General features: G+C 63.8%; 19 protein-coding genes and 1 riboswitch. Of the genes, 16 read left to right on the plus strand and 3 right to left on the minus strand.

What is annotated here, in order from left to right:
- Positions 1-320: 320 nt before the first annotated feature.
- The 14 genes from cobT (at position 321) to bluB (ending at position 14,254) form a co-directional block, all read left to right on the plus strand.
- The gene (cobT, locus tag ABWW33_RS32565) at positions 321-1,355 is read left to right on the plus strand and encodes a nicotinate-nucleotide--dimethylbenzimidazole phosphoribosyltransferase (protein ID WP_353405559.1); all 1,035 of its coding nucleotides are present in this window, start codon (positions 321-323) and stop codon (positions 1,353-1,355) included.
- A gap of 5 nt (positions 1,356-1,360) precedes the next feature.
- On the plus strand, positions 1,361-2,143 hold the full coding sequence (locus ABWW33_RS32570) for an adenosylcobinamide-GDP ribazoletransferase (RefSeq protein WP_353405560.1): 783 nt from the start codon (positions 1,361-1,363) through the stop codon (positions 2,141-2,143).
- Between the two features lie 4 nt (positions 2,144-2,147).
- Positions 2,148-2,699 (plus strand): histidine phosphatase family protein, encoded by a 552-nt coding sequence (locus ABWW33_RS32575; protein WP_353405561.1) that lies wholly within the window; start codon positions 2,148-2,150, stop codon positions 2,697-2,699.
- Between the two features lie 33 nt (positions 2,700-2,732).
- Positions 2,733-2,964: riboswitch (cobalamin riboswitch) on the plus strand.
- A gap of 135 nt (positions 2,965-3,099) precedes the next feature.
- The gene (locus ABWW33_RS32580) at positions 3,100-4,956 is read left to right on the plus strand and encodes a TonB-dependent receptor domain-containing protein (RefSeq protein ID WP_353405562.1); all 1,857 of its coding nucleotides are present in this window, start codon (positions 3,100-3,102) and stop codon (positions 4,954-4,956) included.
- 67 nt (positions 4,957-5,023) lie between these two features.
- Entirely contained in the window at positions 5,024-6,046 is a 1,023-nt protein-coding gene (locus ABWW33_RS32585; protein ID WP_353405563.1) for a FecCD family ABC transporter permease, read from the plus strand.
- Position 6,047: 1 nt separating this feature from the next.
- Positions 6,048-6,821, plus strand: a complete 774-nt coding sequence (locus tag ABWW33_RS32590) for an ABC transporter ATP-binding protein (RefSeq protein WP_176656040.1) — start codon at positions 6,048-6,050, stop codon at positions 6,819-6,821.
- The gene (gene cobO, locus ABWW33_RS32595) at positions 6,818-7,444 is read left to right on the plus strand and encodes a cob(I)yrinic acid a,c-diamide adenosyltransferase (RefSeq protein ID WP_353405564.1); all 627 of its coding nucleotides are present in this window, start codon (positions 6,818-6,820) and stop codon (positions 7,442-7,444) included. Before ABWW33_RS32590 ends, cobO begins: the two co-directional genes overlap by 4 nt.
- Positions 7,444-8,751, plus strand: coding sequence for a cobyrinic acid a,c-diamide synthase CobB (locus ABWW33_RS32600; protein WP_176656042.1), 1,308 nt, complete (start codon positions 7,444-7,446; stop codon positions 8,749-8,751). The genes cobO and ABWW33_RS32600 overlap by 1 nt, the downstream gene beginning before the upstream one ends.
- On the plus strand, positions 8,748-9,305 hold the full coding sequence (cobU, locus tag ABWW33_RS32605; protein ID WP_176656043.1) for a bifunctional adenosylcobinamide kinase/adenosylcobinamide-phosphate guanylyltransferase: 558 nt from the start codon (positions 8,748-8,750) through the stop codon (positions 9,303-9,305). The genes ABWW33_RS32600 and cobU overlap by 4 nt, the downstream gene beginning before the upstream one ends.
- Positions 9,299-10,252: a CobD/CbiB family cobalamin biosynthesis protein gene (locus tag ABWW33_RS32610; protein ID WP_353405565.1), complete on the plus strand. Its 954-nt coding sequence runs from the start codon at positions 9,299-9,301 to the stop codon at positions 10,250-10,252. Before cobU ends, ABWW33_RS32610 begins: the two co-directional genes overlap by 7 nt.
- Positions 10,245-11,234 (plus strand): threonine-phosphate decarboxylase CobD, encoded by a 990-nt coding sequence (gene cobD / locus ABWW33_RS32615; protein ID WP_353405566.1) that lies wholly within the window; start codon positions 10,245-10,247, stop codon positions 11,232-11,234. Before ABWW33_RS32610 ends, cobD begins: the two co-directional genes overlap by 8 nt.
- On the plus strand, positions 11,231-12,118 hold the full coding sequence (locus tag ABWW33_RS32620; RefSeq protein WP_353405567.1) for a cobalamin-binding protein: 888 nt from the start codon (positions 11,231-11,233) through the stop codon (positions 12,116-12,118). The genes cobD and ABWW33_RS32620 overlap by 4 nt, the downstream gene beginning before the upstream one ends.
- Position 12,119: 1 nt before the next feature.
- Complete coding sequence (locus ABWW33_RS32625) at positions 12,120-13,586, plus strand: cobyric acid synthase (RefSeq protein WP_353405568.1); 1,467 nt, start codon at positions 12,120-12,122, stop codon at positions 13,584-13,586.
- Entirely contained in the window at positions 13,583-14,254 is a 672-nt protein-coding gene (bluB, locus tag ABWW33_RS32630; RefSeq protein ID WP_353405569.1) for a 5,6-dimethylbenzimidazole synthase, read from the plus strand. Before ABWW33_RS32625 ends, bluB begins: the two co-directional genes overlap by 4 nt.
- A 6-nt stretch (positions 14,255-14,260) precedes the next feature.
- Here bluB and ABWW33_RS32635 read toward each other — a convergent pair whose 3' ends face one another.
- A complete protein-coding gene (locus ABWW33_RS32635; protein WP_353405570.1) occupies positions 14,261-15,991 on the minus strand; it encodes an alkaline phosphatase D family protein in 1,731 nt (576 codons plus the stop codon).
- Positions 15,992-16,085: 94 nt separating this feature from the next.
- Here ABWW33_RS32635 and ABWW33_RS32640 point away from each other — a divergent pair, with 94 nt between their 5' ends.
- Complete coding sequence (locus tag ABWW33_RS32640; RefSeq protein WP_176656050.1) at positions 16,086-17,489, plus strand: DHA2 family efflux MFS transporter permease subunit; 1,404 nt, start codon at positions 16,086-16,088, stop codon at positions 17,487-17,489.
- Here the strand turns inward: ABWW33_RS32640 and ABWW33_RS32645 are convergent.
- Entirely contained in the window at positions 17,486-19,519 is a 2,034-nt protein-coding gene (locus tag ABWW33_RS32645) for a beta strand repeat-containing protein (protein ID WP_353405571.1), read from the minus strand. The genes ABWW33_RS32640 and ABWW33_RS32645 overlap by 4 nt on opposite strands.
- Positions 19,520-19,683: 164 nt before the next feature.
- Between ABWW33_RS32645 and ABWW33_RS32650 the strand changes: the two genes are divergently transcribed.
- Positions 19,684-20,076, plus strand: coding sequence for a hypothetical protein (locus tag ABWW33_RS32650; protein ID WP_176656052.1), 393 nt, complete (start codon positions 19,684-19,686; stop codon positions 20,074-20,076).
- Between the two features lie 31 nt (positions 20,077-20,107).
- Here the strand turns inward: ABWW33_RS32650 and ABWW33_RS32655 are convergent, their stop codons facing one another.
- The gene (locus ABWW33_RS32655; protein WP_353405572.1) at positions 20,108-22,132 is read right to left on the minus strand and encodes an esterase-like activity of phytase family protein; all 2,025 of its coding nucleotides are present in this window, start codon (positions 22,130-22,132) and stop codon (positions 20,108-20,110) included.
- Positions 22,133-22,303 lie beyond the last annotated feature (171 nt).

Raw genomic sequence — 22,303 nt, forward strand, 5'->3', positions numbered from 1 at the left:
CTTCTTGTGAACATTTGATATTTTTTAAGTTTCACGAAACCCGAAGGCTTCGTGTGCACTTCCATCAAACGTCCACACTTATCGACTGTTAATTTTTAAAGAACTTGTTCGGTACTGCTTGCTGAAGAAGCGTTGTGTTCATCAGCGAAGAGGCAAGATTATGAGGCGTTTCGAATGTTTCGTCAAGCACTACATTTTCTTCTCTTTTCCCGCAACACTCAGCATTTGCATGCACCGTTTTGCGGGGAGGCGAACTATAGCAAGAGCTGCCGCCGCTGGCAAGGGTAAAATAGCGATTCCACCGATTTATAAGTCGCCCCATGTTCATTCCAACCATCCCTACTATTAATAACGAGGCGCTGGCGGCCCTGCTGGACAAGGCCATCAACAATAAAACCAAACCGCTGGGCAGCCTGGGCGTACTGGAGTCGCTGGCCAAACAAATCGGGCTTATACAGAACACACGCGAACTCGCGATCACGCGGCCAGCCATTCTGGTATTCGCCGCCGATCACGGCGTGGTGGCGGAGGGCATATCCGCCTATCCGCAAGACGTGACCTGGCAAATGGTGGAGAACTTCCTAGCGCGCGGCGCCGCCATCAACGTCTTCGCGACGCAGAACAACTGCGAACTGCACGTCATCGACGCCGGCGTCAATCATGACTTCGGCCCGCGCGACGGCCTGACCGACCGCAAGCTCGCCCCCGGCACCAGGAACTTCGCTCACCAGCCGGCGATGAGCCGCGACACCTGCGATGCCGCGCTGGCCGCCGGCATGGCATTGGTCGCGGAACTCGATGGCAATGTCGTCGGCTTCGGCGAAATGGGCATCGGTAACACCACCGCCGCCGCCGCGCTGATGCATAAGCTGACCGGCGTCCCGGTAGCGCAGTGCGTGGGCGCCGGCACAGGCCTGTCCGCCGAAGGCGTACTGCGCAAGCAGCACGTCATTGAGGCGGCAGTCGCCAGACACGCCGCAGCGGTGGAACCGCTGGATGTCCTGTCCACCTTCGGCGGACTGGAAATCGCGATGATGGCCGGCGCCATGCTGAAGGCTGCGGAAATGCGCAAGGTGCTGCTGATCGACGGCTTCATCGTCACCAGTGCGCTGCTGGTCGCCGCGCGCCTGCAGCCAGCGATCCTGGACTACTGTGTGTTCTCGCACTGTTCGGACGAAAGCGGACATCAACAGATGCTGGCCGCGTTGGGCGCCAAGCCGCTGTTGAACCTGGGCCTACGCCTGGGCGAAGGTACCGGCTGTGCGCTGGCGCTGCCGCTGCTGCATGCATCGGTCAACTTCGTGAACCAGATGGCCACGTTCGAGTCGGCCCACGTCAGCGAAAAGTCCGAGTAAGCACCGTGCATCAACTACGCCTGTTCTTCACCGCGCTACAGTTCTTTACCCGCCTGCCGATTCCCGGCTGGGTGGGCTTCGATCCGGCGTGGTTGAACCAGGCATCGCGCTACTTTCCCGCTGTCGGCGCGGTCGTCGCCGCCATCACTGCCGGCGTGTACTCGCTGGCGGCCTTGGTCTTTCCCTCGCCGGTCGCGGTGCTGCTGTCCTCCGCCGCAGGCATCTATGCCACCGGCGCCTTTCACGAGGACGGCTTCGCCGATATGTGCGACGGCTTCGGCGGCGGCATGACGCCGGAGCGTGTGCTGGAGATCATGAGGGACCCGCGCATCGGTGCCTATGGCGCCATCGGCGCCATCTGCCTGCTCGGCCTGAAGTGCGTCACGCTGGTCAGCCTGCCGCCTCTGACCGCCATCGCCGCGTTATTTGTCGCCCATCCTCTGTCCCGGCTGATGGCCACGTCGCTGATCTGGCGCCTGGACTACGCGCGCGCCGAAGGCAAGGCGAAGCCGTTGGCGCAAAAGATGAACAACGGCGAATTCACCATCGCCGCCACTACTGCCGTCATCCCCGCGCTGGCGATGATCGCCCTGGGTTGGCTGACCTGGCATGCGCTAGCCGTCGGCATCATCGCCGCCACCATCGCCACCATCTGGCTGGCCCGCAAATTTATCCGCCGCATCGCCGGCTACACCGGCGACTGTCTCGGCGCCGTGCAGCAGGTCACCGAGGTGACGTTCTACCTGTGCGCGCTGGCTAGCATGCACCACGGCGCACTGCCTTGGTAACGCGATGCGGCTGATACTGGTCCGCCACCCTCAGCCGCTGGTTGCCGCTGGCATCTGTTATGGCCGCACCGATCTCGCCGTGGCCGACGACCAGATGGCGCAAACCCTGGAGGCACTGTCGGCCGCCCTGCCGCGCGGCCTGACGCTGTATTCCAGTTCCTTGCGGCGCTGCGCCAGCCTTGCCGCGCAACTGGCGCCGCAACTGCACTCCCCTGCGGCGATTATCGATGCGCGCATCGTGGAGATCGACTTCGGCAGCTGGGAAATGCAACCGTGGGACAACATCCCCCGTGCCGATATCGATGCATGGGCCAGGGATCTGGTTCACTACCGCCCCGGCGGCGGTGAAAGCGTGCTGCAGATGGCCGAGCGCATCGCCACCTTCCATGCGGACCTCCAGCGCCGGCAGCGCGACGCCATCATCATCTGCCACGCCGGTGCGATGCGCCTGCTGGCAGCCTGCCACGCCGGCCTGTCACCGGCGGAAATGGCGCTGCAGGCCGCCCAACGCCCGCATCAAATCGGTTACGGCGCCACGCTCGTCCTCGATCGCTAAACCGTCGCCCCATGACCGGTGCAGCACAAACCCGTATAATGACCGGGTTTTGGTGCTCGCGCGTCCGTCCGGATGCGCAGTTAAACGGGAAACACGAAGCCGATAGTCCAGTCGATAACGGCCCACGTGTGCTGCCCCCGCAACGGTAAGCAAGTGTCGCAGGTCACGCGCGACAAACCTCCTCTGACAACCACTGTGCTCCGCATGGGAAGGTGAGGCGGTCTAACTTGCCAGCCCGGATACCGGCCAAATCAGGTGGAAGTGAGCGAACGGGATGTGCGCAAACGGATCGGGCCGGCCATCGTGGCACGGCTCCGTACGGCGCATTGCCCAGTTTTCCGCTTCTGTTCAATCTGGCCTACGGGGACGTCGGCCGGTTGCTCTTAACAGAAATTACATCATGACCCTTCGTATCTCCCGTCCTGCCGCCCTGACGTCGCTGGCGTTCGCCCTGGCCACCGCCTATGCCCACGCCGAACCCGTGGCTGGCACCGTGCTGGTCACCGCCACCCGCAGCCCGCAGCCACTGGCCGACGTCATCAGCGACAGCGTGACCATCGGCGCCGAGCAAATCGCCCAATCCGGCGCAGGTTCCATACTCGACCTGCTGCAGCGCCAGCGCGGCATCGAAGTCGCCCGTAACGGCGGCTCCGGCACCAACTCCACCGTGTTCATACGCGGCGCCAACAGCAACCAGAACATCGTACTGGTCGACGGCGTGCGCATCGGCTCGTCCACCACGGGCGCCGCCAACTGGAGCGCCGTTCCGCTGACCGCCATCGACCACATCGAAATCGTTTATGGTCCACTGAGTTCCCTGTATGGCGCCGACGCCATCGGCGGGGTGATCCAGATCTTCACCAAGAAGGGTAAGGGCGCGCCGGCGCTGACGGCCTTCGCCGGCTACGGCACCGACAACACCCGCGAGGCCGACGCTACCATCTCCGGCGCGACCGGCGGCGACCATAGCGTCGGCTACGCCGTCAGCGTCGGCAAGGAAAAGTCGGACGGTTTCTCGGCCACCCGCCCGGGCAGCAGCTCGTACAACGCCGACAAGGATGGCTACGACCGCGAAAACGCTTCCGGCCAATTCAGCATGCGCCTGGCCGAAGGCCACGAAGCCGGCGTGCTCTTCATGCACAGCAAACTCGATTCGCAATACGACAACGGTTCCTCGGCCTACGATGTCCGCTCGAACGCAAAGCTCGAGAATGCTGCCGTCTACAGCAAGAACCAGATACTGCCAGCCTGGCAAAGCCTGTTGCAGTATTCGCAGACCAAGGACGAAGGCGCCACCTACAGCAGCGCCGCAGCCTCGGGCTATTCGCAGATCAACACCAAGCAGACCGACTTCTCGTGGCAGAACGACGTGCAGATCGGCGCCGACGTGCTGCAACTGCTGTACGACCACCGCAAGGAAGAGGTACAGACCAACGGTTCCGCGCTGCTGAACCGCGACCGCATCACCAATTCCTACGCCGTCTCGTACAACGCGCGCCGCGGCGCCAATCTGCTGAGCGCCGGCATCCGCCGCGACAACTCGGTCTACGGTTCGAAAAACACCGGCTCGCTGGGCTACGGTTACGCCTTCACCCAGCAGCTGCGTGCCACCGCCAGCTACGGCACCAGCTTCCGCGCACCGACCTACAACGAGTTGTACTACCCGCAGTTCGGCAATCCGAACAACAAGCCGGAACAGGGCAAGAACGCGGAAGTTGGCCTGCACTACGATAACGGCATGACCGCACTGGGCGCCAGCTACTATCACAACCGCTTGACCGACCTGCTGGTCAACACCAACCCATGCCCGTTCGGCTCCAAGGACTACCCGTTCGGCTGCGCCTACAACGTCAACCACGCGCTGCTGGAAGGCCTGACGCTGTCCGCCAGCCAGAAGCTGGGCAGTTTCAACTTCAGCGCCAACGCCGACTTGCAGGATCCGAAGGACGAGACCACCAACAAGCGCCTGCAGCGCCGCGCCAAAAAGCATGGCAACCTGGCGGCCGAGTACAGCACAGGCACCGTCAACGCCGGCGTGGAGGTCGAGCTGTCCGGCGATCGTTACGACGATGCGGCCAACAAGAACCGCCTGGGCGGCTATGGCCTGGTCAACCTGTACGCAAGCTATCGCTTCAACAGCGACTGGTCAGCGCTGGTCCGCTGGAATAACGTAGGCGACAAACGCTACGACCTGGCGCGCAACTACGCCACGCCTATGGGCAAGGTATTTGCCGGCATCCGCTACGGTTACAAGTAAGCGTATTGGTGTAATCTGCCGGACGTGGATCCCTTCCCCGTCCGGCAGCTTTTTTCGAAAGCAGTGCATGCATTCTTTCTCCCGTAATCTGAGACAGCGCGCCACCATCACCCTGACCGGGCTGGTGCTGTTCGCCTTCGCCAGTCTGATCTTCTCCGGCATGACCGGTTCGGTCTCGATTCCGCTTTCCGATATTCCCGCAGCAGTCGGTGAACTGCTGCATGGCCAGGTCCAAACGCTGGCCGCCACCCTGCTCGATCTGCGCCTGAGCCGGGCAATAACCGCTTTCGTCACCGGCGCCGCCCTGTCGCTGGCCGGCGTGATGATGCAGGCGCTGTTGCGCAATCCGTTGGCCGATCCCTATGTGCTCGGCATCTCGGCCGGTGCCTCCGTCGGCGCGCTGGCCGCGCTGCTGTTCGGCTGCGCCATCTGGATGGTCGACGCCTCGGCCTTCGGCGGCGCGGTCGCCGTCTCGATGATGCTGTACCTGCTGGCCCGGCGCGACCTGCGCGGCGGCGCGGCGGCCGAAGGCGGCACCGCCCTGTTGCTGCTGACCGGCGTGATCCTGTCTTCCGCCTGCATGGCGATGGTGACGCTGATGTTGTCGATCGCGCCGGAAAGCCGCCTGCGCAGTATGGTGTTCTGGATGATCGGCGACCTGGCCGGCGCACCGATGCGCGCGCTGCCCTGGATCGTGCTGGCCGGCGGCCTGGTATTCGCATTGCGCAGCGCCCGTTCGATGAACGTGATGGCACTGCATGCGGAAGCCGCCGCCACGCTGGGCATCCGCGTCGGCGCCTTGCGCAAGGGGCTGTTCTTCGTTTCCGGCCTGCTGACCGCCAGCGCGGTCACCAGCGCCGGCAGCGTAGGTTTCGTCGGCCTGATCGTGCCGCATGCCTGCCGTTTCGCCGTCGGCCCTGACCATCGCGCACTGATTCCGGCTGCGGCACTGGCCGGCGGCACCTTCCTGCTGCTGGCGGACACACTGGCCCGCACCATCATCGCGCCGCAGCAGCTGCCGGTGGGAGTGCTCACGGCGTTGATCGGCGCGCCGGTTTTCCTGTATCAATTGCACCGGCTGCGTAAATAAGATGATCAGCACCCACAACCTCTCCCTCAAAATCGGCCAGCGCCAGCTGGTCGCAGATCTGAACTGGCGCGTGCAGGAAGGCGAATGCTGGAGCGTCATCGGCCGCAACGGCGCCGGCAAGAGCACTTTGCTACGTACGCTGGCGGGCTTGCGCGATCCCGATGGCGGTCATGTGGCGATCGGTGGACGTCCATTGAACGAATGGCCGCTGGCCGAGCTGGCGCGCCAGCGCGCCTTTCTGGCGCAAAGCCGCAGCGACGCCTTCGCATACAGCGTCATCGAAACCGTGCTGTCGGCGCGTCACCCCTATCACGACAACCGCTACTGGGAAGGCAGCGACGACCACGCCGTCGCGTTAAAGTCACTGAAGGCGATGGAAGTGGCCGACCTGGCCGAGCGCGACGTGCGCACGCTGTCCGGCGGCGAGCGCCAACGGGTTGCCATCGCGGCGATGCTGGCGCAGGACACGCCGCTGCTGCTGCTCGACGAACCGGCCAACGCGCTGGATCTGGCACACCAGGTCAGCGTCATGAGCCTGCTGGCGCGCCTGTGCCGCGAACAAGGCAAGACCGCCGTCATGATCGGCCACGATTTGACGCTGGCTCACAGCGTCTCCACCCACGCGCTGCTGCTGATGGGCGACGGCCGCTGGCTGGCCGGCACCACCGCCGAGGTGATGAAGGCCGATATCCTCGGCGACTACCTGGGCCATCCAATCGACATCATCCAGCACGGCAAGCGCAGCATCTTCATCCCTATCGAGGAATCCGCATGAGCGAACAGAATACCGACGAGATCAATACATTGAACGAGCGCCACCGCGTGCGCATGGAACGCAAGAAGGCCATCATCGACGCCAAGATCGCCGCCGCCGACAAACAGATCGGCATCATCATCGTCAACACCGGCAACGGCAAGGGCAAGAGCTCCAGCGGTTTCGGCATGGTGATCCGCGCCATGGGCCACGGCATGAAGGTCGGCGTCGTGCAGTTCATCAAAGGCGCGATGCAGACCGGCGAAGAACTGTTCCTGCGCCGCTTCCCCGAGGAGGTCAGCTTCCACTCGATGGGAGAAGGCTATACCTGGGAAACCCAAAACCGCGAACGCGACATCGAGAAAGCGCAGCTGGCATGGGAACAGGCCAGGCGCTTCCTGGCCGATCCTGAAATCGGCCTGGTGGTGTTCGATGAACTGAACATCGCCCTGAAGTACCGCTATCTGGATGTGGAAACCATCATCAACGATTTGCTGGCCCGCCCGGCGATGCAGCACGTCGTCATCACCGGACGCGGCGCACCGCCGGAGCTGATCGCCATCGCCGACACGGTGACCGAGATGGAAGTCGTCAAGCACGCCTTCAAGGCGGGCATAGGCGCTCAGGCCGGGACCGAGTGGTAATGACTGCGCACCTTGAAGTGAAAGCGCTGCTGGTGGCCGCCGTGGCTTCCGGTCAAGGCAAGACCACCGTGACGGCGGCGCTGGCGCGCAAGCTGGCGAAACAGGGTAAGCGGGTGCGCGTGTTCAAGTGCGGTCCGGATTTCATCGATCCGATGCTGCTCGAACGTGCCAGCGGTGCGCCGGTGCGTTCGCTGGATTTGTGGATGGTGGGCCGTGAGCTGTGCCGCAGCCAGCTGGCGCAAGCGGCCGTCGAAGCGGACGTGATCCTGATCGAAGGCGTAATGGGCCTGTACGACGGCGCGCCGTCGTCCGCCGACCTGTCGCGCGAGTTCGGCGTGCCGGTGATGGCGGTGATCGATGCTTCCGCGATGGCGCAGACCGCCGGCGCGCTGGTACACGGCCTACGCGACTACGGTCCGGTCGAAATGGCCGGCGTCATCGCCAACCGCGTCGCCAGCGAAGGCCACGCCAGGATGGTGGCGGCCTCGCTGCGCGACATTCCCTTGTTTGCCACCCTGCCCCGGCAGGCAAAGTCGCTGCCGGAGCGGCATCTCGGCCTCGTGCTCCCGAGTGAGGTGAGCGACATCGACGATCTGCTCGACAACCTGGCCGACCAGCTGGTGTTCGACGAAGCGGCCTGGAACAGCCTGCGCCCGGTGCACATCGAGATCCCCGACGCGGCAGCCATGGTACAGGCGCCGCTGCTCGCCGGCCTCACCATTGCCGTCGCGCGCGATCCCGCTTTCATGTTCCTGTACCCGGCCAACCTGGACACGTTGCGCCAGCTCGGCGCAACGCTGGCATTCTTCTCGCCGCTGGCCGACGAAGCGATACCCGTCGAAGCAGGCGCGGTCTATCTTCCCGGAGGCTACCCGGAGCTGCATGCCCAGGCGTTGTCGCAGGCGGCCGCATGGCAGGCTTCGATCCGCACCGCCCATGCGGCAGGCGTTCCTATCGTCGCCGAATGTGGCGGCATGATGGCGCTGGCCGATACACTCGCTGATCAATCCGGCGCGGTATGGCCGATGGCCGGGCTGCTGCAGGGCACGGTGGCGATGCAGCCGCGTCTCGCCGGCCTCGGTTCGCAAGGACTGCCTACCGCACAAGGCGTCCTGCGTGGCCACACCTTCCATTACTCGAAACTGGAAACGGTGCTGGAGCCGGCCGCGCACACCATCAAGCATCCGTCCACCGTGCCGGGTGAAGCCTGGTATCGCGTAGGCTCGCTGGCGGCTTCGTATTTTCACGCCTACTTCCCATCCAACCCCGCGGCGGTAGCCGCTTTGTTTTCAAGGAGTGAACCATGACACGTACTTTGATACTAGGCGGCGCACGTTCCGGCAAAAGCGCGTACGCCGAGCGGCTGGCCATCGATTCGGGCAAGGAAGTGGTCTATGTCGCCACCGCCACCGCCGGCGACGCTGAAATGGCAGCTCGCATTGCGCATCACCGCAATACCCGCCCGGCGGAATGGACCACGGTCGAAGAACCGCTGGCACTGGGCAACCAGCTGCTGCGCTGGTCCTCGCCCGATCGCCTGATACTGGTGGACTGCCTGACGCTGTGGCTCAGCAATCTGCTGTTCAGCAGCGGCGAGGAATATCCGGAAGTCGGCGAGATCGTCTTGCCGGCGCTGTTCCACGAACAGCAGGACATGTTGGCCAGCGCGCTGACCAAGTGCGCCAGCGACGTGGTACTGGTGTCGAATGAAGTCGGTCTGGGCATCATGCCGATGGGCGCGGTGTCGCGCTGCTTCATGGACGAACAAGGGCGCCTGAACCAGGCCATGGCTGCGATCTGCGACCGCGCGGTGTTCGTCGCCGCCGGCCTGCCGCTGTCGTTAAAAGGCGCGCCGTGCTGACAGGCTTGAGCTTTGCCGCCATCGCCTTGCTGATGGTGGCGGGCGTGGCGCTGGACCTGCTGCTGGGCGAAGCCCGGCGCTGGCATCCGCTGGTCGGCTTCGGCAACCTGGCGATCGCGCTGGAACGTCGCCTCAACCGAGGCACGCTGAGATTCTGGCGTGGCGCGCTGGCATGGACACTGGCCGTGCTGCCGCTGACCGCCATCGCCGCGTTGCCGCTCTGGCTGCCGGCATGGCTGCCATGGGCCGCGCACGCCATCATGCTGTATTTCTGCCTCGGCCTGCGCAGCCTGCGTGACCACAACCTGCCTATCGCCGACGCGCTGTCGCGCAACGATCTTCCAAACGCCCGTCTGCTGACGGCCCGCATCGTCAGCCGCGACACCACCGGCGCCAGCGAAATCGAACTGACCAAGGCCAGTGCCGAATCCCTGCTAGAAAACGGCAACGACGCCGTCTTCGGCACACTGTTCTGGTTTATCGTCGCCGGCGGTCCCGGTGCCGTCCTGTTCCGCATGGCGAACACGCTGGACGCGATGTGGGGCTACCGCACCGCGCGCCTGCTGCAGTTCGGCTGTACCGCCGCCCGTGTCGACGACGCACTCAATTACATTCCGGCGCGACTGACCGCGTTTTCCTACGTAATGCTGGCTCCCGGCCTGCAAGCCAAGCTGCGTGCGTGGCGGTGCTGGCGCGCGCAAGCCCCGGCATGGAGCAGCCCGAACGCGGGTCCCGTGATGTCCAGCGGTGCCGGTGCCCTTGGCGTGCAGCTGGGCGGTCCCGCCATCTATCATGGTGAGGTCGAACACCGTCCACCGCTGGGCGTGGGCGAACCGGCCACCGGCGCCGACATCAGCCGCGCATGGCAGCTGGTCGTGCGCACAACGGCACTATGGCTGGCCCTCGCCTGCGCCGTCGCAGCAGTCGTCGAGGTTTTCCATGCTTGAACACGGCGGCAACCTGCGCGACGCCATGCTGCGCTTCGGCCGCGACGATTGGCTCGACCTTTCCACCGGCATCAATCCGCACTGGTATCCAGCGCCCGCCTTGCCAGGCAATGCGTGGCATCGCCTGCCGGAAGCCGATCCCGAGCTGGCGCTGGCTGCGGCGGACTACTACGGCGCGCCGCAAATGCTGCCGGTAGCCGGTACGCAAGCGGCCATCCAGGCGCTGCCGCGCCTGCGCAAGCCGTCGCGCGTGACTGTCGCCGCGCCGTCGTACGCCGAGCACGCGCATCACTGGAGCGAGCATGGACACACGCTGACGCAAACGCCGTACGATGAACTCGATGCGGCGGTGGCGCACAGCGACGTCATGGTGGTCTGCAATCCCAACAATCCGACCGGCGCCAGCGTGCCCGCCGCGCAGCTGCTGGAATGGGCCGGGCCACTGGCGGCCCGGGGCGGCTGGCTGGTGGTCGACGAGGCTTTTGGCGACACTGCGCAAGAGAACAGCGTCGCGGCGCATAGCGGACGTCCGGGACTGATCGTCTTGCGTTCGGTCGGAAAATTTTTTGGCCTGGCAGGCATCCGGCTGGGCTTCGTCGCCGCGCATCCAGATCTGCTGCACGCGCTGGCTGACCTGCTGGGTCCCTGGACCATCAGCGGCCCGGCCCAGCACATCGCCCTCGCCGCCTTGCGCGACCAACAGTGGCAAGCCGACACGCGCGATCAACTACTGGCCGGAGGCGAACGGCTGCGTCGACTGCTGGCGGCGCACGGCATTCAATCCAATGGCACCGCGCTGTTCCAGTGGTGGAGCGAGCCGCGCGCCGAAACATTCTGGCAGCACATGGCCGAACGCGGCATCTGGGTGCGGCTGTTCAAGCGGGCGGCACGCGGCATCCGGCTAGGCCTGCCGCCGGACGACAATGGATGGCGGCGGCTGGAGACGGCGCTACAAGAATGGACCAACAAGGAACCCACATGAACAAACCGACGACCAAACTGCTGGCAACCCTGGCAGTCCTGGCAACGGCCGCCACGGCCAGCGCCGCCATCACAGTGCGCGACGACGACGGCAACGTCGTCACGTTGCAAAAACCCGCGCAGCGCGTCCTGGCCCTGGCGCCACACGTGACGGAACTGCTGTTCGCGGCCGGCGGCGGCGACAAGATCGTCGCCACCGTCACCTATAGCGACTTCCCCGAAGCGGCCAAGAAGCTGCCGCGCGTCGGCGACAACCGCCAGGTCGACATGGAGCGCGTGATCGCATTGAAGCCGGACCTGATCGTCGTCTGGCTGCACGGCAGCTCCGAGCGTCAGATCGAAACCATGCGCACATTGGGTATCCCGATGTTCCACAGCGAGCCGCAAAAACTCGACGGCATCGCCGACAGCCTGCTGCGCCTCGGCCAGTTGATGGGCACCGAAAGTGTCGCGCAGCCGGCCGCCGCGGAGATCCGCCAGCAGTTCGCGGCGCTGGCCAAACAGTACGGCAACCGCCCGCCGGTGCGCTTGTTTTACCAGGTCTGGGACAAGCCGCTGTACACGCTGAACGGTAAATCCATCGTCAGCGATGCGATGCGCCTGTGCGGCGGCGTCAACATCTTCTCCGACCTGAAAGTGACGGCGCCCGTGGTCAGCAACGAAGCCGTGCTGCAGGCCGACCCGGAAGCGATCTTCGGCACCAGCGAAAAGAATTACGGCGGCGTCAATCTGTGGCGTAGCTACACCACCATGACGGCGGTCCGCAACGACAACCTGTTCACGCTGAACGGCGAACTGCTGAACCGCGCCGGCCCGCGCATGGTCGCAGGTACCGTCGCCCTGTGCGAAAAACTCGAGCTGGCGCGCCAGCACCGCAAGAACTGATATGAGCTTCCCTTACTCGACCCTGATGGTACAGGGCACCACCTCCGACGCCGGCAAGAGTACCATCGTTGCAGCCCTGTGCCGGCTGGTCAGGCGCCAGGGCGTGCGCGTCGCACCGTTCAAGCCGCAGAATATGGCGCTAAACAGCGCCGTCACGGCCGACGGCGGCGAGATCGGCCGCGCACAGGCGCTGCAAGCCATCGCCGCCGGCATCGCTCCGCACACCGACATGAATCCGGTCTTGCTCAAGCCATCCAGCGACATCGGCGCCCAGGTCATCATCCACGGCAAGGTGCGTGCCGAAATGAACGCGCGCGACTACCACCAATACAAGACCATCGCCATGCAGGCGGTGCTGGAATCGCACGAACGCCTGCTGAAGCAATACGACTGCGTCATCGTCGAAGGCGCGGGCAGTCCGGCCGAGATCAACCTGCGCGACCGCGACATCGCCAACATGGGCTTCGCCGAAAAAGTCGACTGCCCGGTGATACTGGTGGCGGACATAGACCGCGGCGGCGTGTTCGCCCATATCGTCGGCACCTTATCCTGCCTGTCCGAGAGCGAACGTGCCCGCACCATCGGCTTCGTCATCAACCGCTTCCGCGGCGACATCAAGCTGCTGGAGCCGGGACTCGAATGGCTGGAACAGCAAACCGGTAAGCCGGTGCTGGCGGTGCTGCCCTACCTGCACGGCCTGTTCCTCGATGCGGAGGATGCCGTGCAACCGGTGCAAGCCACGCGTGGCGCCTTCCGCGTCGTGGTGCCCAGCCTGCCGCGCATGAGCAACCACACCGACTTCGACGCATTGCGCGCGCACCCGGACGTTGATCTGCGTTTTGTGCGCCAGGGCGAAGCGATCCCCGCCGCCGACCTGATCATCCTCCCCGGCAGCAAGAATACGCGCGGCGACCTTGATTGGCTGCGTGCGCAAGGTTGGCCGGAACGGATAGCACGCCACCTGCGCTACGGCGGCAAAGTGATCGGCGTCTGCGGCGGCTTCCAGATGCTGGGCCGCAGCGTCACCGACCCGATGGGCATCGAAGGCAAGGCAGGCGACTCTACCGCCCTCGGCCTGCTCGACATGAGCACCGAGATGACGGCCGAAAAGCGCCTGGTGCAAGTACGAGGCGTGTGCGCCTTCGACGACAGCAAGGCCGGCGTCAGCGGCTACGAAATCCATATGGGCACCTCGACCGGCAGCGCGCTCGACACCCCAGCCTTTATCATCGACGGCCGTCCCGAGGGCGCCCGCTCGGCGGACGGCCAGATCCTCGGCACCTATCTGCACGGCCTGTTCGACACACCGGAGGCCAGCAGCGCACTGCTGCGCTGGGCCGGCCTGCATTCGGAGCACATAGTGGACACCAGCGCGCTGCGCGAAGCCAGCCTGGATCGCATCGCCGACGCCGCCCAACCGTTGCTGGATGCGTTGATCACACTACGAAAACCAGGAGCCACCCCATGAGCACCGCAACCAATCCGTACGCCTTTTCACAGCCGGAAATCGACGGCGTCTACCGCGCCATCCGCGAGCGCCGCGACGTACGCCATTTCAAACCGGGACCGCTGGAGGTGGGCCAGCTTAAGCGCTTCATCGCCGCTGCGCATAACGGCCCCAGCGTGGGCTTGATGCAGCCGTGGCGCTTCATCCGCATCACGCAGCCGGAATTGCGTGCGCAGATCCACCGGCACGTCAATGAAGAACGCATCAAGACCGCCGAGGCGCTGGGCAAGCGCGCGGAGGAATTCATGCAGCTCAAGGTGGAAGGCATACTGGCCTGTGCGGAAGTGCTGGTGGTCGGACTGGTCGACAAACGCGACGGATACATCTTCGGCCGCCGCACCATGCCGGAAATGGACCTGGCCTCCGCCTCGTGCGCGCTGCAGAACTTCTGGTTGGCCGCACGGGCGGAAGGCATAGGCGTAGGTTGGGTTTCCATGTTCGATCCGCAGCGGCTGCGCGATATCTGCGGCATGCCGGAGGGAAGCCAGCCGATCGCAGTACTGTGCGTCGGGCACGTGGACGAGTTCTACACCGCGCCGATGCTGGAGCTGGAAAAATGGGACCAGCGCCGTCCGCTCAGCGATATCCTGTTTGAGGACCTCTGGGACAATCCTGCCGGCGTAGGTTAGACCGCATCAGGCGCCGGCGCATTCCTCGATCCTGCGGTTGCCCGGGCCCGGCAGCACGCGCAGGCTGCGCTCCGTGGCCGCCGTGAATTCGTGCTTGAACACCGTGTCTACAAAGCGCCAGTCGCAGCGCACCTGCTCATGGCTGGCGGTGACGATCATGTATCCACGCTTGCTGGTCTGCGCGTAATACAGCGGTTCGATCAAGTCGACCATCATATTGGCTACATCCTCGGGATCACGGTCCGGGTACGCGCCCTCCATTCCCGGCGACGATACCGACGCGGTCGCGAACTCCACGCCCACCTGGCGGCCTTGCGCATCGTGCAGGTCGCTGGCCCAGGCGTTGTGGGTGTCGCCGGCCAGCACCACCATGTTCTTGCGGTGGCGCTGCATCATCGAGAACACCAGTTCGCGGTCGTTCTGGTAACCGTCCCAGGAATCCATATAGCAGGGCAAGGTCGGCGCGGACAGCCATTTCGTCTCCTTGCCGCTGACGCAGGAAGGATCGGCGGCGGCGCGCTTCTTCAGCGCCGAGTAGTCGGTGCAACTGCATTCGCCCATCGCCACGGCGGTCGGATATTCCATGCGCGCCATCAGCACCTGCTGGCCCAGCATCTGCCAGCGCGCGCTGGAGTTCTTCACCTGCTGTTCCAGCCATTCCATTTGCGTGGCGCCCATCATCTGCCGGCGCGGCGAACAGACGTCATGCTTGTACTTCTCCACGTCGAAGCGTTTGTGCTCATCGTAATAGGACGACATCATCAGCTGCTGGTCGCGGCCGATCAAGCGCGTATCGAGCATGTGCAGCGATACCACGCCACCGAAATCGAACGAGCGGTAGATCTTTTCCGGCGACGACGCATCGGGCGCGCGGATCGGCATCCACTCGTGGTAGGCCGTCATCGCCGCCAGCTTGCGCAGCGTGAACGGTCCGTATTCGCTGGCCTTGTGCTCGGCCGAACCGTCGCGCCAGGTATCGTCGGCAAATTCGTGATCGTCCCACACCGCGATGAACGGCATCGCCGCGTGCACCGCCTGCAGATCCGGATCCGTGCGGTATTGGGCGTAGCGGCGACGGTAGTCGTCCAGCCGCAGCAACAGTTCGCGCGGCTCCGACACCCGGCCCAGCGCCTCGGCGTTGCCGCAAGCGTAGCCGGTGCTTTCGTATTCGTAGATGTAGTCGCCGATGTGCAGCGCAGCGTCGATATCGTCCTGGCGCGCGGCGTCGGCATAGACGTTGAAGTAGCCGGATGGGTAGTTCGAGCAGGAGAACACCGCCAGCCGGACCTGGCGCGCATCGGCGCGCGGCAGCGTCTTGGTGCGGCCGACGTCCGACTTCACCGTATCGACCGCAAACTGGTAGTAGTACACATGGCCGGGCAGCAGGCCGGCGGCATCCACCTTGACCGTGTAGTCCTTCTGCATCGATGTGGTCGAACTGCCATGGGCCACCACCATCTGCATGGCCGGATCGGTCGCAATCTGCCAGCGCACGGCGATGTCGCCTTCCTGTTCGTTGCGGCGCGGCGTGACACGGGTCCAGAGAATGACGCGGTCGGTTAGCGGGTCGCCGCTGGCCACGCCATGATCGAAGCCGACGGCGGCGCCATCGCCGATGCCGGCGGCGGTACTGCTGCAGCCGCCCAAACCAGCGCCGACGCCCACGCCCAGCAAGGCGGTGGATGCCATCTGGCGGATAAACCCGCGACGACCAGGGAACAGCGGCTTGGCGTCCATATCATCTCCATCGACCGTTTCGATGAGCGCAACTTACGCCCGATTCATGACGACGATATGACCGTCCGGTTTCTTTTGTGTGACAATCGAGGCCATGAACACTAACGCCGCCAAGAGCTACCTGCCCTGGGTAGTCGCCACAGCCCTGTTTATGGAGCAGCTTGACTCCACCATCGTCAATACGGCGATCCCCAGCATGGCGGCCAGCCTGCAGGTCACGCCGCTGAGCCTGAAGGCCGTGGTCACCAGCTACATCCTCAGCCTGGCCGTGTCGATACCGATCAGCGGCTGGATGGCGGACCGCTTCGGTACCCGCCGTGTCTTCATGAGCGCCGTCGCGATATTCACCGTCGCATCCGTACTGTGTGGCCTGTCGGTCAACTCGCCGATGCTGGTGGCGGCGCGGCTGCTGCAGGGCCTTGGCGCGGCGATGATGATGCCGGTCGGGCGCTTGACCATCGTGCGCACCTTCCCCAAATCGGAACTGCTGGCGGCGATGAACTTCGTGATCATCCCGGCGCTGATCGGCCCCTTGCTCGGCCCTACGGTCGGCGGCTTGATCGTGCACTGGCTGACCTGGCGGGATATTTTTTTCGTCAACGTACCGGTCGGCCTGGTGGCGATCTTCCTGGCAAACCGCTACATGCCCGACTATCGCAGCGAAAGCCAGCGGCCGCTGGACCTGATCGGTCTTGTCTTGTTCGGCACCGGCATAGCGTTGCTGTCATGGCTGCTGGAGATATTCGGCGAGCACCGGTTGGATATCACCTCGGCCTCGGTACTGCTGCTGATCGCCTGCAGCCTGCTGGCGGCCTATGGATGGCACGCCAGGACGGAGCCGTTCCCCTTGCTGCGGCTGGCGTTGTTCAAGATACGTACTTTCCGCGTATCGGTGGTCGGCGGGTTCATCACCCGGCTCGGCGTCGGCGGTTTGCCGTTCCTGCTGCCGCTGCTGTACCAGTTGGGGCTCGGTTTGCCGGCATGGCAATCGGGCTTGTTGATGATGCCTTCCGCCGCCGCAGCGATGGGCATGAAATTCATTTCGGTGCGGGTGCTGGCAAAGTTCGGCTACCGCCAGGTCCTCACCGTCAACACGGTGCTGATCGGCCTGACCATCAGCATGTACACATTCGTCCAGCAAGGCACGCCGCTGTATGTGATCGTGATGATCAGCCTGTGCCTGGGCTTCTTTAACTCGCTGCAGTTCTCCAGCATGAACAGCATTGCCTATGCCGATGTCGATGGAGCCGATTCCAGCATGGCCAGTACCATGGCCAGCTCGATGCAGCAACTGTCGATGAGCTTCGGCCTGGCCGCTGGTTCGCTGGTGACCGGCTGGTTCCTGGGCGACCTGCCTCAATCCAACCGCATCGCGCTGACCGGCGCCCTGCATCACGCCTTTATTGCGCTGGCCGTGCTCACCATCCTGTCATCGCTGACCTTCTGGTCGCTGCGCAAGGAGGATGGCGAGAGTATCAGCAGGGGCAGTCCGGCTTAGCGGTCGCCCTGCTTGCGGCGACGCGCGATGGCGGCCACCATGGCCAGGCCGGCGAACAGCATTGCGTACGTCGCTGGTTCCGGCACGGCGGCCACGCCGGTGTAGGCTCCGTCGAAGCTATAGCGTACCGCCAGTCCGTCAATACGCGTGGCGCCGACCAGCATCAGGAAGTTGGCGTCATGGGTCACATCGCCCAGCAGGCGGAAGGCATAGGCGCCCGATGCCGCTTCGGTGAACGACAAGGTCTTGCCGTTGACGACCGCACCGAGGCCATTGAAGGTCAGCGAAGAGGAACCGAGCATCACCGACGAGTCGTCCGTCAGCGACAGGCTGGCGAAAGTCTGGCCGTTCGCGCCACCGGCATTGGTCAACTGCAGCACACCACCATTCAATATCAGCGCACTATTGGCGGAGAGCCGGTTCGCGCCATCCAGCGTCAGCACGCCGCCGCTGATCTGCGTGGCGCCGGTGTAGGTGCTCACGCCCGACAATGCGACGTTGCCGCTCTTGATCTCCACGTTGCTGAAGTTCGAGATCGAATCTGCATACAAGAAGCTGTTGCCGGCGCCTGGATTGACCACCATGGTATTGTCGCCGCCGCTGCCGCCGTTGATGCTGCCGACGACGCTGCCGCCGGTGATGGTCAGGCTGTTTTGGCCGCTGCCCATCTCAATCGCCTTGCCGCTGCTGGCGCCGTTGATGATGCCGCCATTGACGATGACAGTGTTGTCGGCGCCGGTCTTGATGGCAGCGTTGATGGTACCGCCGCCAATGATGCTGGCGCCGGCGTTGTTATTAATGGTGACGACGAAACCGCTCCTGGCGCCCACCGCCACAATGCCCGAATCGCTCTGGCCGCGTATCACGCCGCCACTCTGGTTGGTGATGGTCGCGTGGCCATACAAGCCTTCGCGCAGGCCGCCCGAACCGGCGATGTCGTTGCCGGCCAGCGTGATGCCGCGCCCGACGGCATTGCCGTTCCCGGCCGAGACCAGACCTTCGATGGTGCCGGAGTTGATGATAGTGCCGCCGCCAACGCTGATGCCTTCGCTGTACGCCAGACCATCGGCAGGCGCGCTGAAGGCGTTGATCGAGCGGATGATGCCGGTGTTGGTGACGTTGGCGATGCCGTCGATATCCAGGCCGTCGCCGTCGCCTGTTACGCCGTTGCCGCTGACAAGGCCATGATTGACGATGGTGGCGATCTGCTTGTTGTTGAAACCATCGAGATTGACGCCCGAACCGTTCATGCCGCGGATAATGCCGCCGGCGCTGTTTGTGATGCTCATGGTGAAGTTGGCCGAAGCGTCGCTCTGGCCGCCGGTGACGCCGTGGCGCGCACCTTCGACCAGCCCGGTGACGCCGTTGACGATGGTGGCGCCGCTGTTTGTTTGCGCGTCGATGCCGTCGCTGCTGCTGCCGGTGCTGGTCAGCGACAAGATGGTGCCGCTGTTGTTCACGACGCCGCCAACACCGGTACGCACCGCGTCAGCCTCGCTGGCCTTCAGCAAGCCGCCGGCATAGTTGTTGACGATGTTCTTGCCGGATATCATGGCGCTGAAGTCTACGGCCTGCGCGCCGCCGGCACTGGCGTTCAGTGAGATCATCGAGCCATAATTATTCAGCGTGACGCCGGCGTTTGCCTTGTTCATCTGGATGACGTCCGCGTCGGCGGCCTGCATCAACGCGGTGGCGTTGGTGGCGCTGCCGTTGTTGATGGTCAGGCCGGTGACGCCGGTGTTATCGCGGATCACGCGGCCGGTGCCGGTCTGCTTGATCGTGCCCTGGTTGTCCAGCGTCGCATTGCTGCCGGTGATGGTGACGGCGACCTTGTCGGTGGCGACCGTCAGCGTGCCTGCCGCAGTGATCGTGCCGGACTGGCCGGCCGCCAGCGTTTGCGCCTTGGTATTGGCGTTGCTGATGGTGCCGGGGAAATCGACGGCCGATGCGGCACCCACGCTGAGCGGCAATGCTGCCGCCATCAGCAGGAATTGAACGGCGGATGAAGATTTCGGCAGCGTGATCGGCATGATTTGTCCCGTTTATTGTGTAAGCAAACTTTCAATATCCCATAAAATTATGACAAGGCCATGACGGTGTGGCATCGATGCACATACGCCGTTCATGACCTGTGCGGCGGTGAAGCAAGCTGCTATGCTGCCGCGCTGCCGTCTTTCATACCAAGGGATTCTTCATGCAAAAATTAGCCGCATATGCAACGGCGACAACAACACTGGCCACGGCCGTCATCGCCGTTGCAGTGTGCTTCATCGCGTTTGGCGGCCGCAAGGCGCCGGTATTCAGCACGCCGTATCAGGCGGTCGCGCTGATGAACGGGCAGCTGTTCTATGGGCGCGCGGAGGAAGGCAGCGGCGAGTATCTGTCGCTGCGCGATGTGTTTTACATTCAGGGCCGGCAGGATCCGGAAACCAAGGCGGTAACCAGTGTGCTGATCAAGCGCGGCGGCGAAGCCCATGGGCCGGACCACATGCTGATCAACCGCCAGCAGGTGCTGTTGATCGAACCCGTGAAGGCCGATTCGCAGATCGGCAAACTGATCGCGGAGCAGAACGCCGCAGCGAAATAAAAAAGGCGGGCCGCCTGGCCCGCCTCGCTCATCAAAATGCTGTCAGCGCCTTGGTGAACTTGATCAGCCACAAGCGGCTTGGACGCTCGCGATCCTCGCCGCGTGCAACGCGGATCGTGTTCGCGGCATTGCAACCGGCGGCGGCGCTGGTGATGATGGAACCGGCTGCATCGACATTGCACTTGGTGACGTCAGCGTCATCAATCACCACGCCAGCCGGCGTAAAGATCCTGGTTTTCATGCCGAAGTCGTTGTCATTGGCCAGTGCCAGCGTATTGCCATCGACGATGGTCAGGCCTTCGGCTTTCTCTGCCAGCCAGCCGATCGCGTTCAGATCGAGCAGCAGCGTTTTCTTCAGCGTCACCACCGATTTCCAATCCGCGCCATTCACGGCAGCGCCGCTCATGCTGCTCTTTTCCAGGTCGGAGGTCTTGACGTTGTAGGCCGCCGCTGCGATATCCGTCGCCGCGCCGATCTCCACCAGCATCAGCTTGTTGAAAACTTTGCCGGCGGGGTTGGCGCCCTGTTCGATCACGATGAATTTGCCGTTTCCCAGTGCGACCAGATCGCCCAGCTTGGCGTTGCCGGTGCGGCCGTCCTGGTAGTCGGCGGCGTCGAGTGGATACGCGTACATCTTGCCCGAGGCGCCAGTGGTCGGATCGAATTCAATCCAGCGCGTGAAGCGTGCAAAGCGCTCGATCGCTTCACTCTTGCCGGTCACCGAATAGGTCGCGTTGCCGTCGGTCAGAGGGCTTTGCAGGAAGCCGTGCAGCTTGTCGGTACTGGTATCCAGCGTCAGGCCTTCCATGCCGCGATTGGCGCGGCGCTTCAGGAAGATGTCCGGCAGGCCGCTGCCTGGTGCGTACTTATTGAGGATGATGCCGGTGGACGGATCGAGCTTGATGATAAACGGACCGTATTCGTCGGAGATCCACAGCACGTTGCGCTTCTTGTCGACCACGATGGCTTCGGTATCGAGGCCGTTGGCATCAAAGGTGGCCTTGCTGTTGGCGTCGTACTTCATCGCATCCAGCACCGGCAGTTCGGCCGAGTTGCCGATGGCGCCAGGCGGGATGGCCAGGCCGGAAGTCTTCACTGTGGCCGATGCCTTGATCGGCGTCGACGTAGTGAGCACCGCGCCGGATTTGCCGACGGTGATCACGCCGAACGACGGCGTGAAGCTCGGCGACGGGAATATCTTGGCGCCAGTGACGCCGCTGCCGCTCAACGACGGCAGGTTCGGGCCGTCGCCGTTCGGACCGCGGTCGGTCAGGCCATAGAACTCCAGGTCGCCGTTAGCGTTGGTGCCTTTGAAGGCGATGGAGGAACCGTAGGACGGCAGGAAGCCCAGCGGGAAATCTTCCTTGACCTTGGCGTTGCTGCCTTCGTACGGCACGTAGTAGCTGGCGGCAGCCTGCATCTGATAGCGCGTCACGCTGACGGCGACGGCACCCAGTGGCGTGGTCTGCGTGAAGGATTCGCTGACCGGCGTGCCGACCTTGGAGGCCAAGGTATCTTCGAAGTGTTCGCGGACCAGCGCGCGGCGGCTGTCATCGACGGTGCGGCTGGCGTACCTGGCGCCGGCGGCGGTCAGGTTGGCGCTCATGGCGTTGTTGAAGGCGGCGGCATCCAGAGTGAAGTCGGCGCTCTTCGACGCCAGTGCGGTTTTCACATCGGCGGCCAGCTTGATGCCGTTCGACGGATCGCTGTCTTCATCCAGCAGCTGCAAAGCCAACAAGCGGTTGACGACTTTCGTGTCCTTGACGTCGGTAACGCTGGCCAGCTGCAACGGCGTGATGGTGGCGGCGCAAGCGGCGCTGCCCAGCGCAACGCCGCCGATGCTGAAGGCGACGGTATCGCCGGCGTAGCAAGTAAACTCTCCCTTTGCGGAAGTCGTGGCTTTCGCGGCGGTGCCGGCGACGTAGTCCAGGTTTTCCACCACCCCATCCAGGAACACACCGGTCATCGGTGTCTTGGCGGGCGCCGCAGTATCACTGCCGCCACATCCTGCCAGGACGGAGAACACCGCGAGCGATAACAAGGAGAAGTTTTTCATGTAGCTGGCCTCAGTTGAAAAAGAGACAAGCTTAGCTACACTACGTTACATGGATGTGACAGACGAAAAAAAGCCCCAACCAGATCTTCTGGAAGGGGCTTTTTAGTATAACTAGCCTGACGATAACCTACTTTCACACTGGTTGCAGCACTATCATCGGCGCAGAGTTGT

Origin of the sequence: Duganella hordei, assembly GCF_040369125.1 — a bacterium.
Lineage (GTDB): Bacteria > Pseudomonadota > Gammaproteobacteria > Burkholderiales > Burkholderiaceae_D > Rugamonas > Rugamonas hordei.

Coding starts and splice junctions, on each gene's coding strand:
- cobT (WP_353405559.1), top strand. CDS start 321: ATGTTCATTCCAACCATCCCTACTATTAATAACGAGGCGCTGGCGGCC.
- ABWW33_RS32575 (WP_353405561.1), top strand. CDS start 2,148: ATGCGGCTGATACTGGTCCGCCACCCTCAGCCGCTGGTTGCCGCTGGC.
- ABWW33_RS32580 (WP_353405562.1), top strand. CDS start 3,100: ATGACCCTTCGTATCTCCCGTCCTGCCGCCCTGACGTCGCTGGCGTTC.
- ABWW33_RS32585 (WP_353405563.1), top strand. CDS start 5,024: ATGCATTCTTTCTCCCGTAATCTGAGACAGCGCGCCACCATCACCCTG.
- ABWW33_RS32590 (WP_176656040.1), top strand. CDS start 6,048: ATGATCAGCACCCACAACCTCTCCCTCAAAATCGGCCAGCGCCAGCTG.
- cobO (WP_353405564.1), top strand. CDS start 6,818: ATGAGCGAACAGAATACCGACGAGATCAATACATTGAACGAGCGCCAC.
- ABWW33_RS32600 (WP_176656042.1), top strand. CDS start 7,444: ATGACTGCGCACCTTGAAGTGAAAGCGCTGCTGGTGGCCGCCGTGGCT.
- cobU (WP_176656043.1), top strand. CDS start 8,748: ATGACACGTACTTTGATACTAGGCGGCGCACGTTCCGGCAAAAGCGCG.
- cobD (WP_353405566.1), top strand. CDS start 10,245: ATGCTTGAACACGGCGGCAACCTGCGCGACGCCATGCTGCGCTTCGGC.
- ABWW33_RS32620 (WP_353405567.1), top strand. CDS start 11,231: ATGAACAAACCGACGACCAAACTGCTGGCAACCCTGGCAGTCCTGGCA.
- ABWW33_RS32625 (WP_353405568.1), top strand. CDS start 12,120: ATGAGCTTCCCTTACTCGACCCTGATGGTACAGGGCACCACCTCCGAC.
- bluB (WP_353405569.1), top strand. CDS start 13,583: ATGAGCACCGCAACCAATCCGTACGCCTTTTCACAGCCGGAAATCGAC.
- ABWW33_RS32635 (WP_353405570.1), bottom strand. CDS start 15,991: ATGGACGCCAAGCCGCTGTTCCCTGGTCGTCGCGGGTTTATCCGCCAG.
- ABWW33_RS32640 (WP_176656050.1), top strand. CDS start 16,086: ATGAACACTAACGCCGCCAAGAGCTACCTGCCCTGGGTAGTCGCCACA.
- ABWW33_RS32645 (WP_353405571.1), bottom strand. CDS start 19,519: ATGCCGATCACGCTGCCGAAATCTTCATCCGCCGTTCAATTCCTGCTG.
- ABWW33_RS32650 (WP_176656052.1), top strand. CDS start 19,684: ATGCAAAAATTAGCCGCATATGCAACGGCGACAACAACACTGGCCACG.
- ABWW33_RS32655 (WP_353405572.1), bottom strand. CDS start 22,132: ATGAAAAACTTCTCCTTGTTATCGCTCGCGGTGTTCTCCGTCCTGGCA.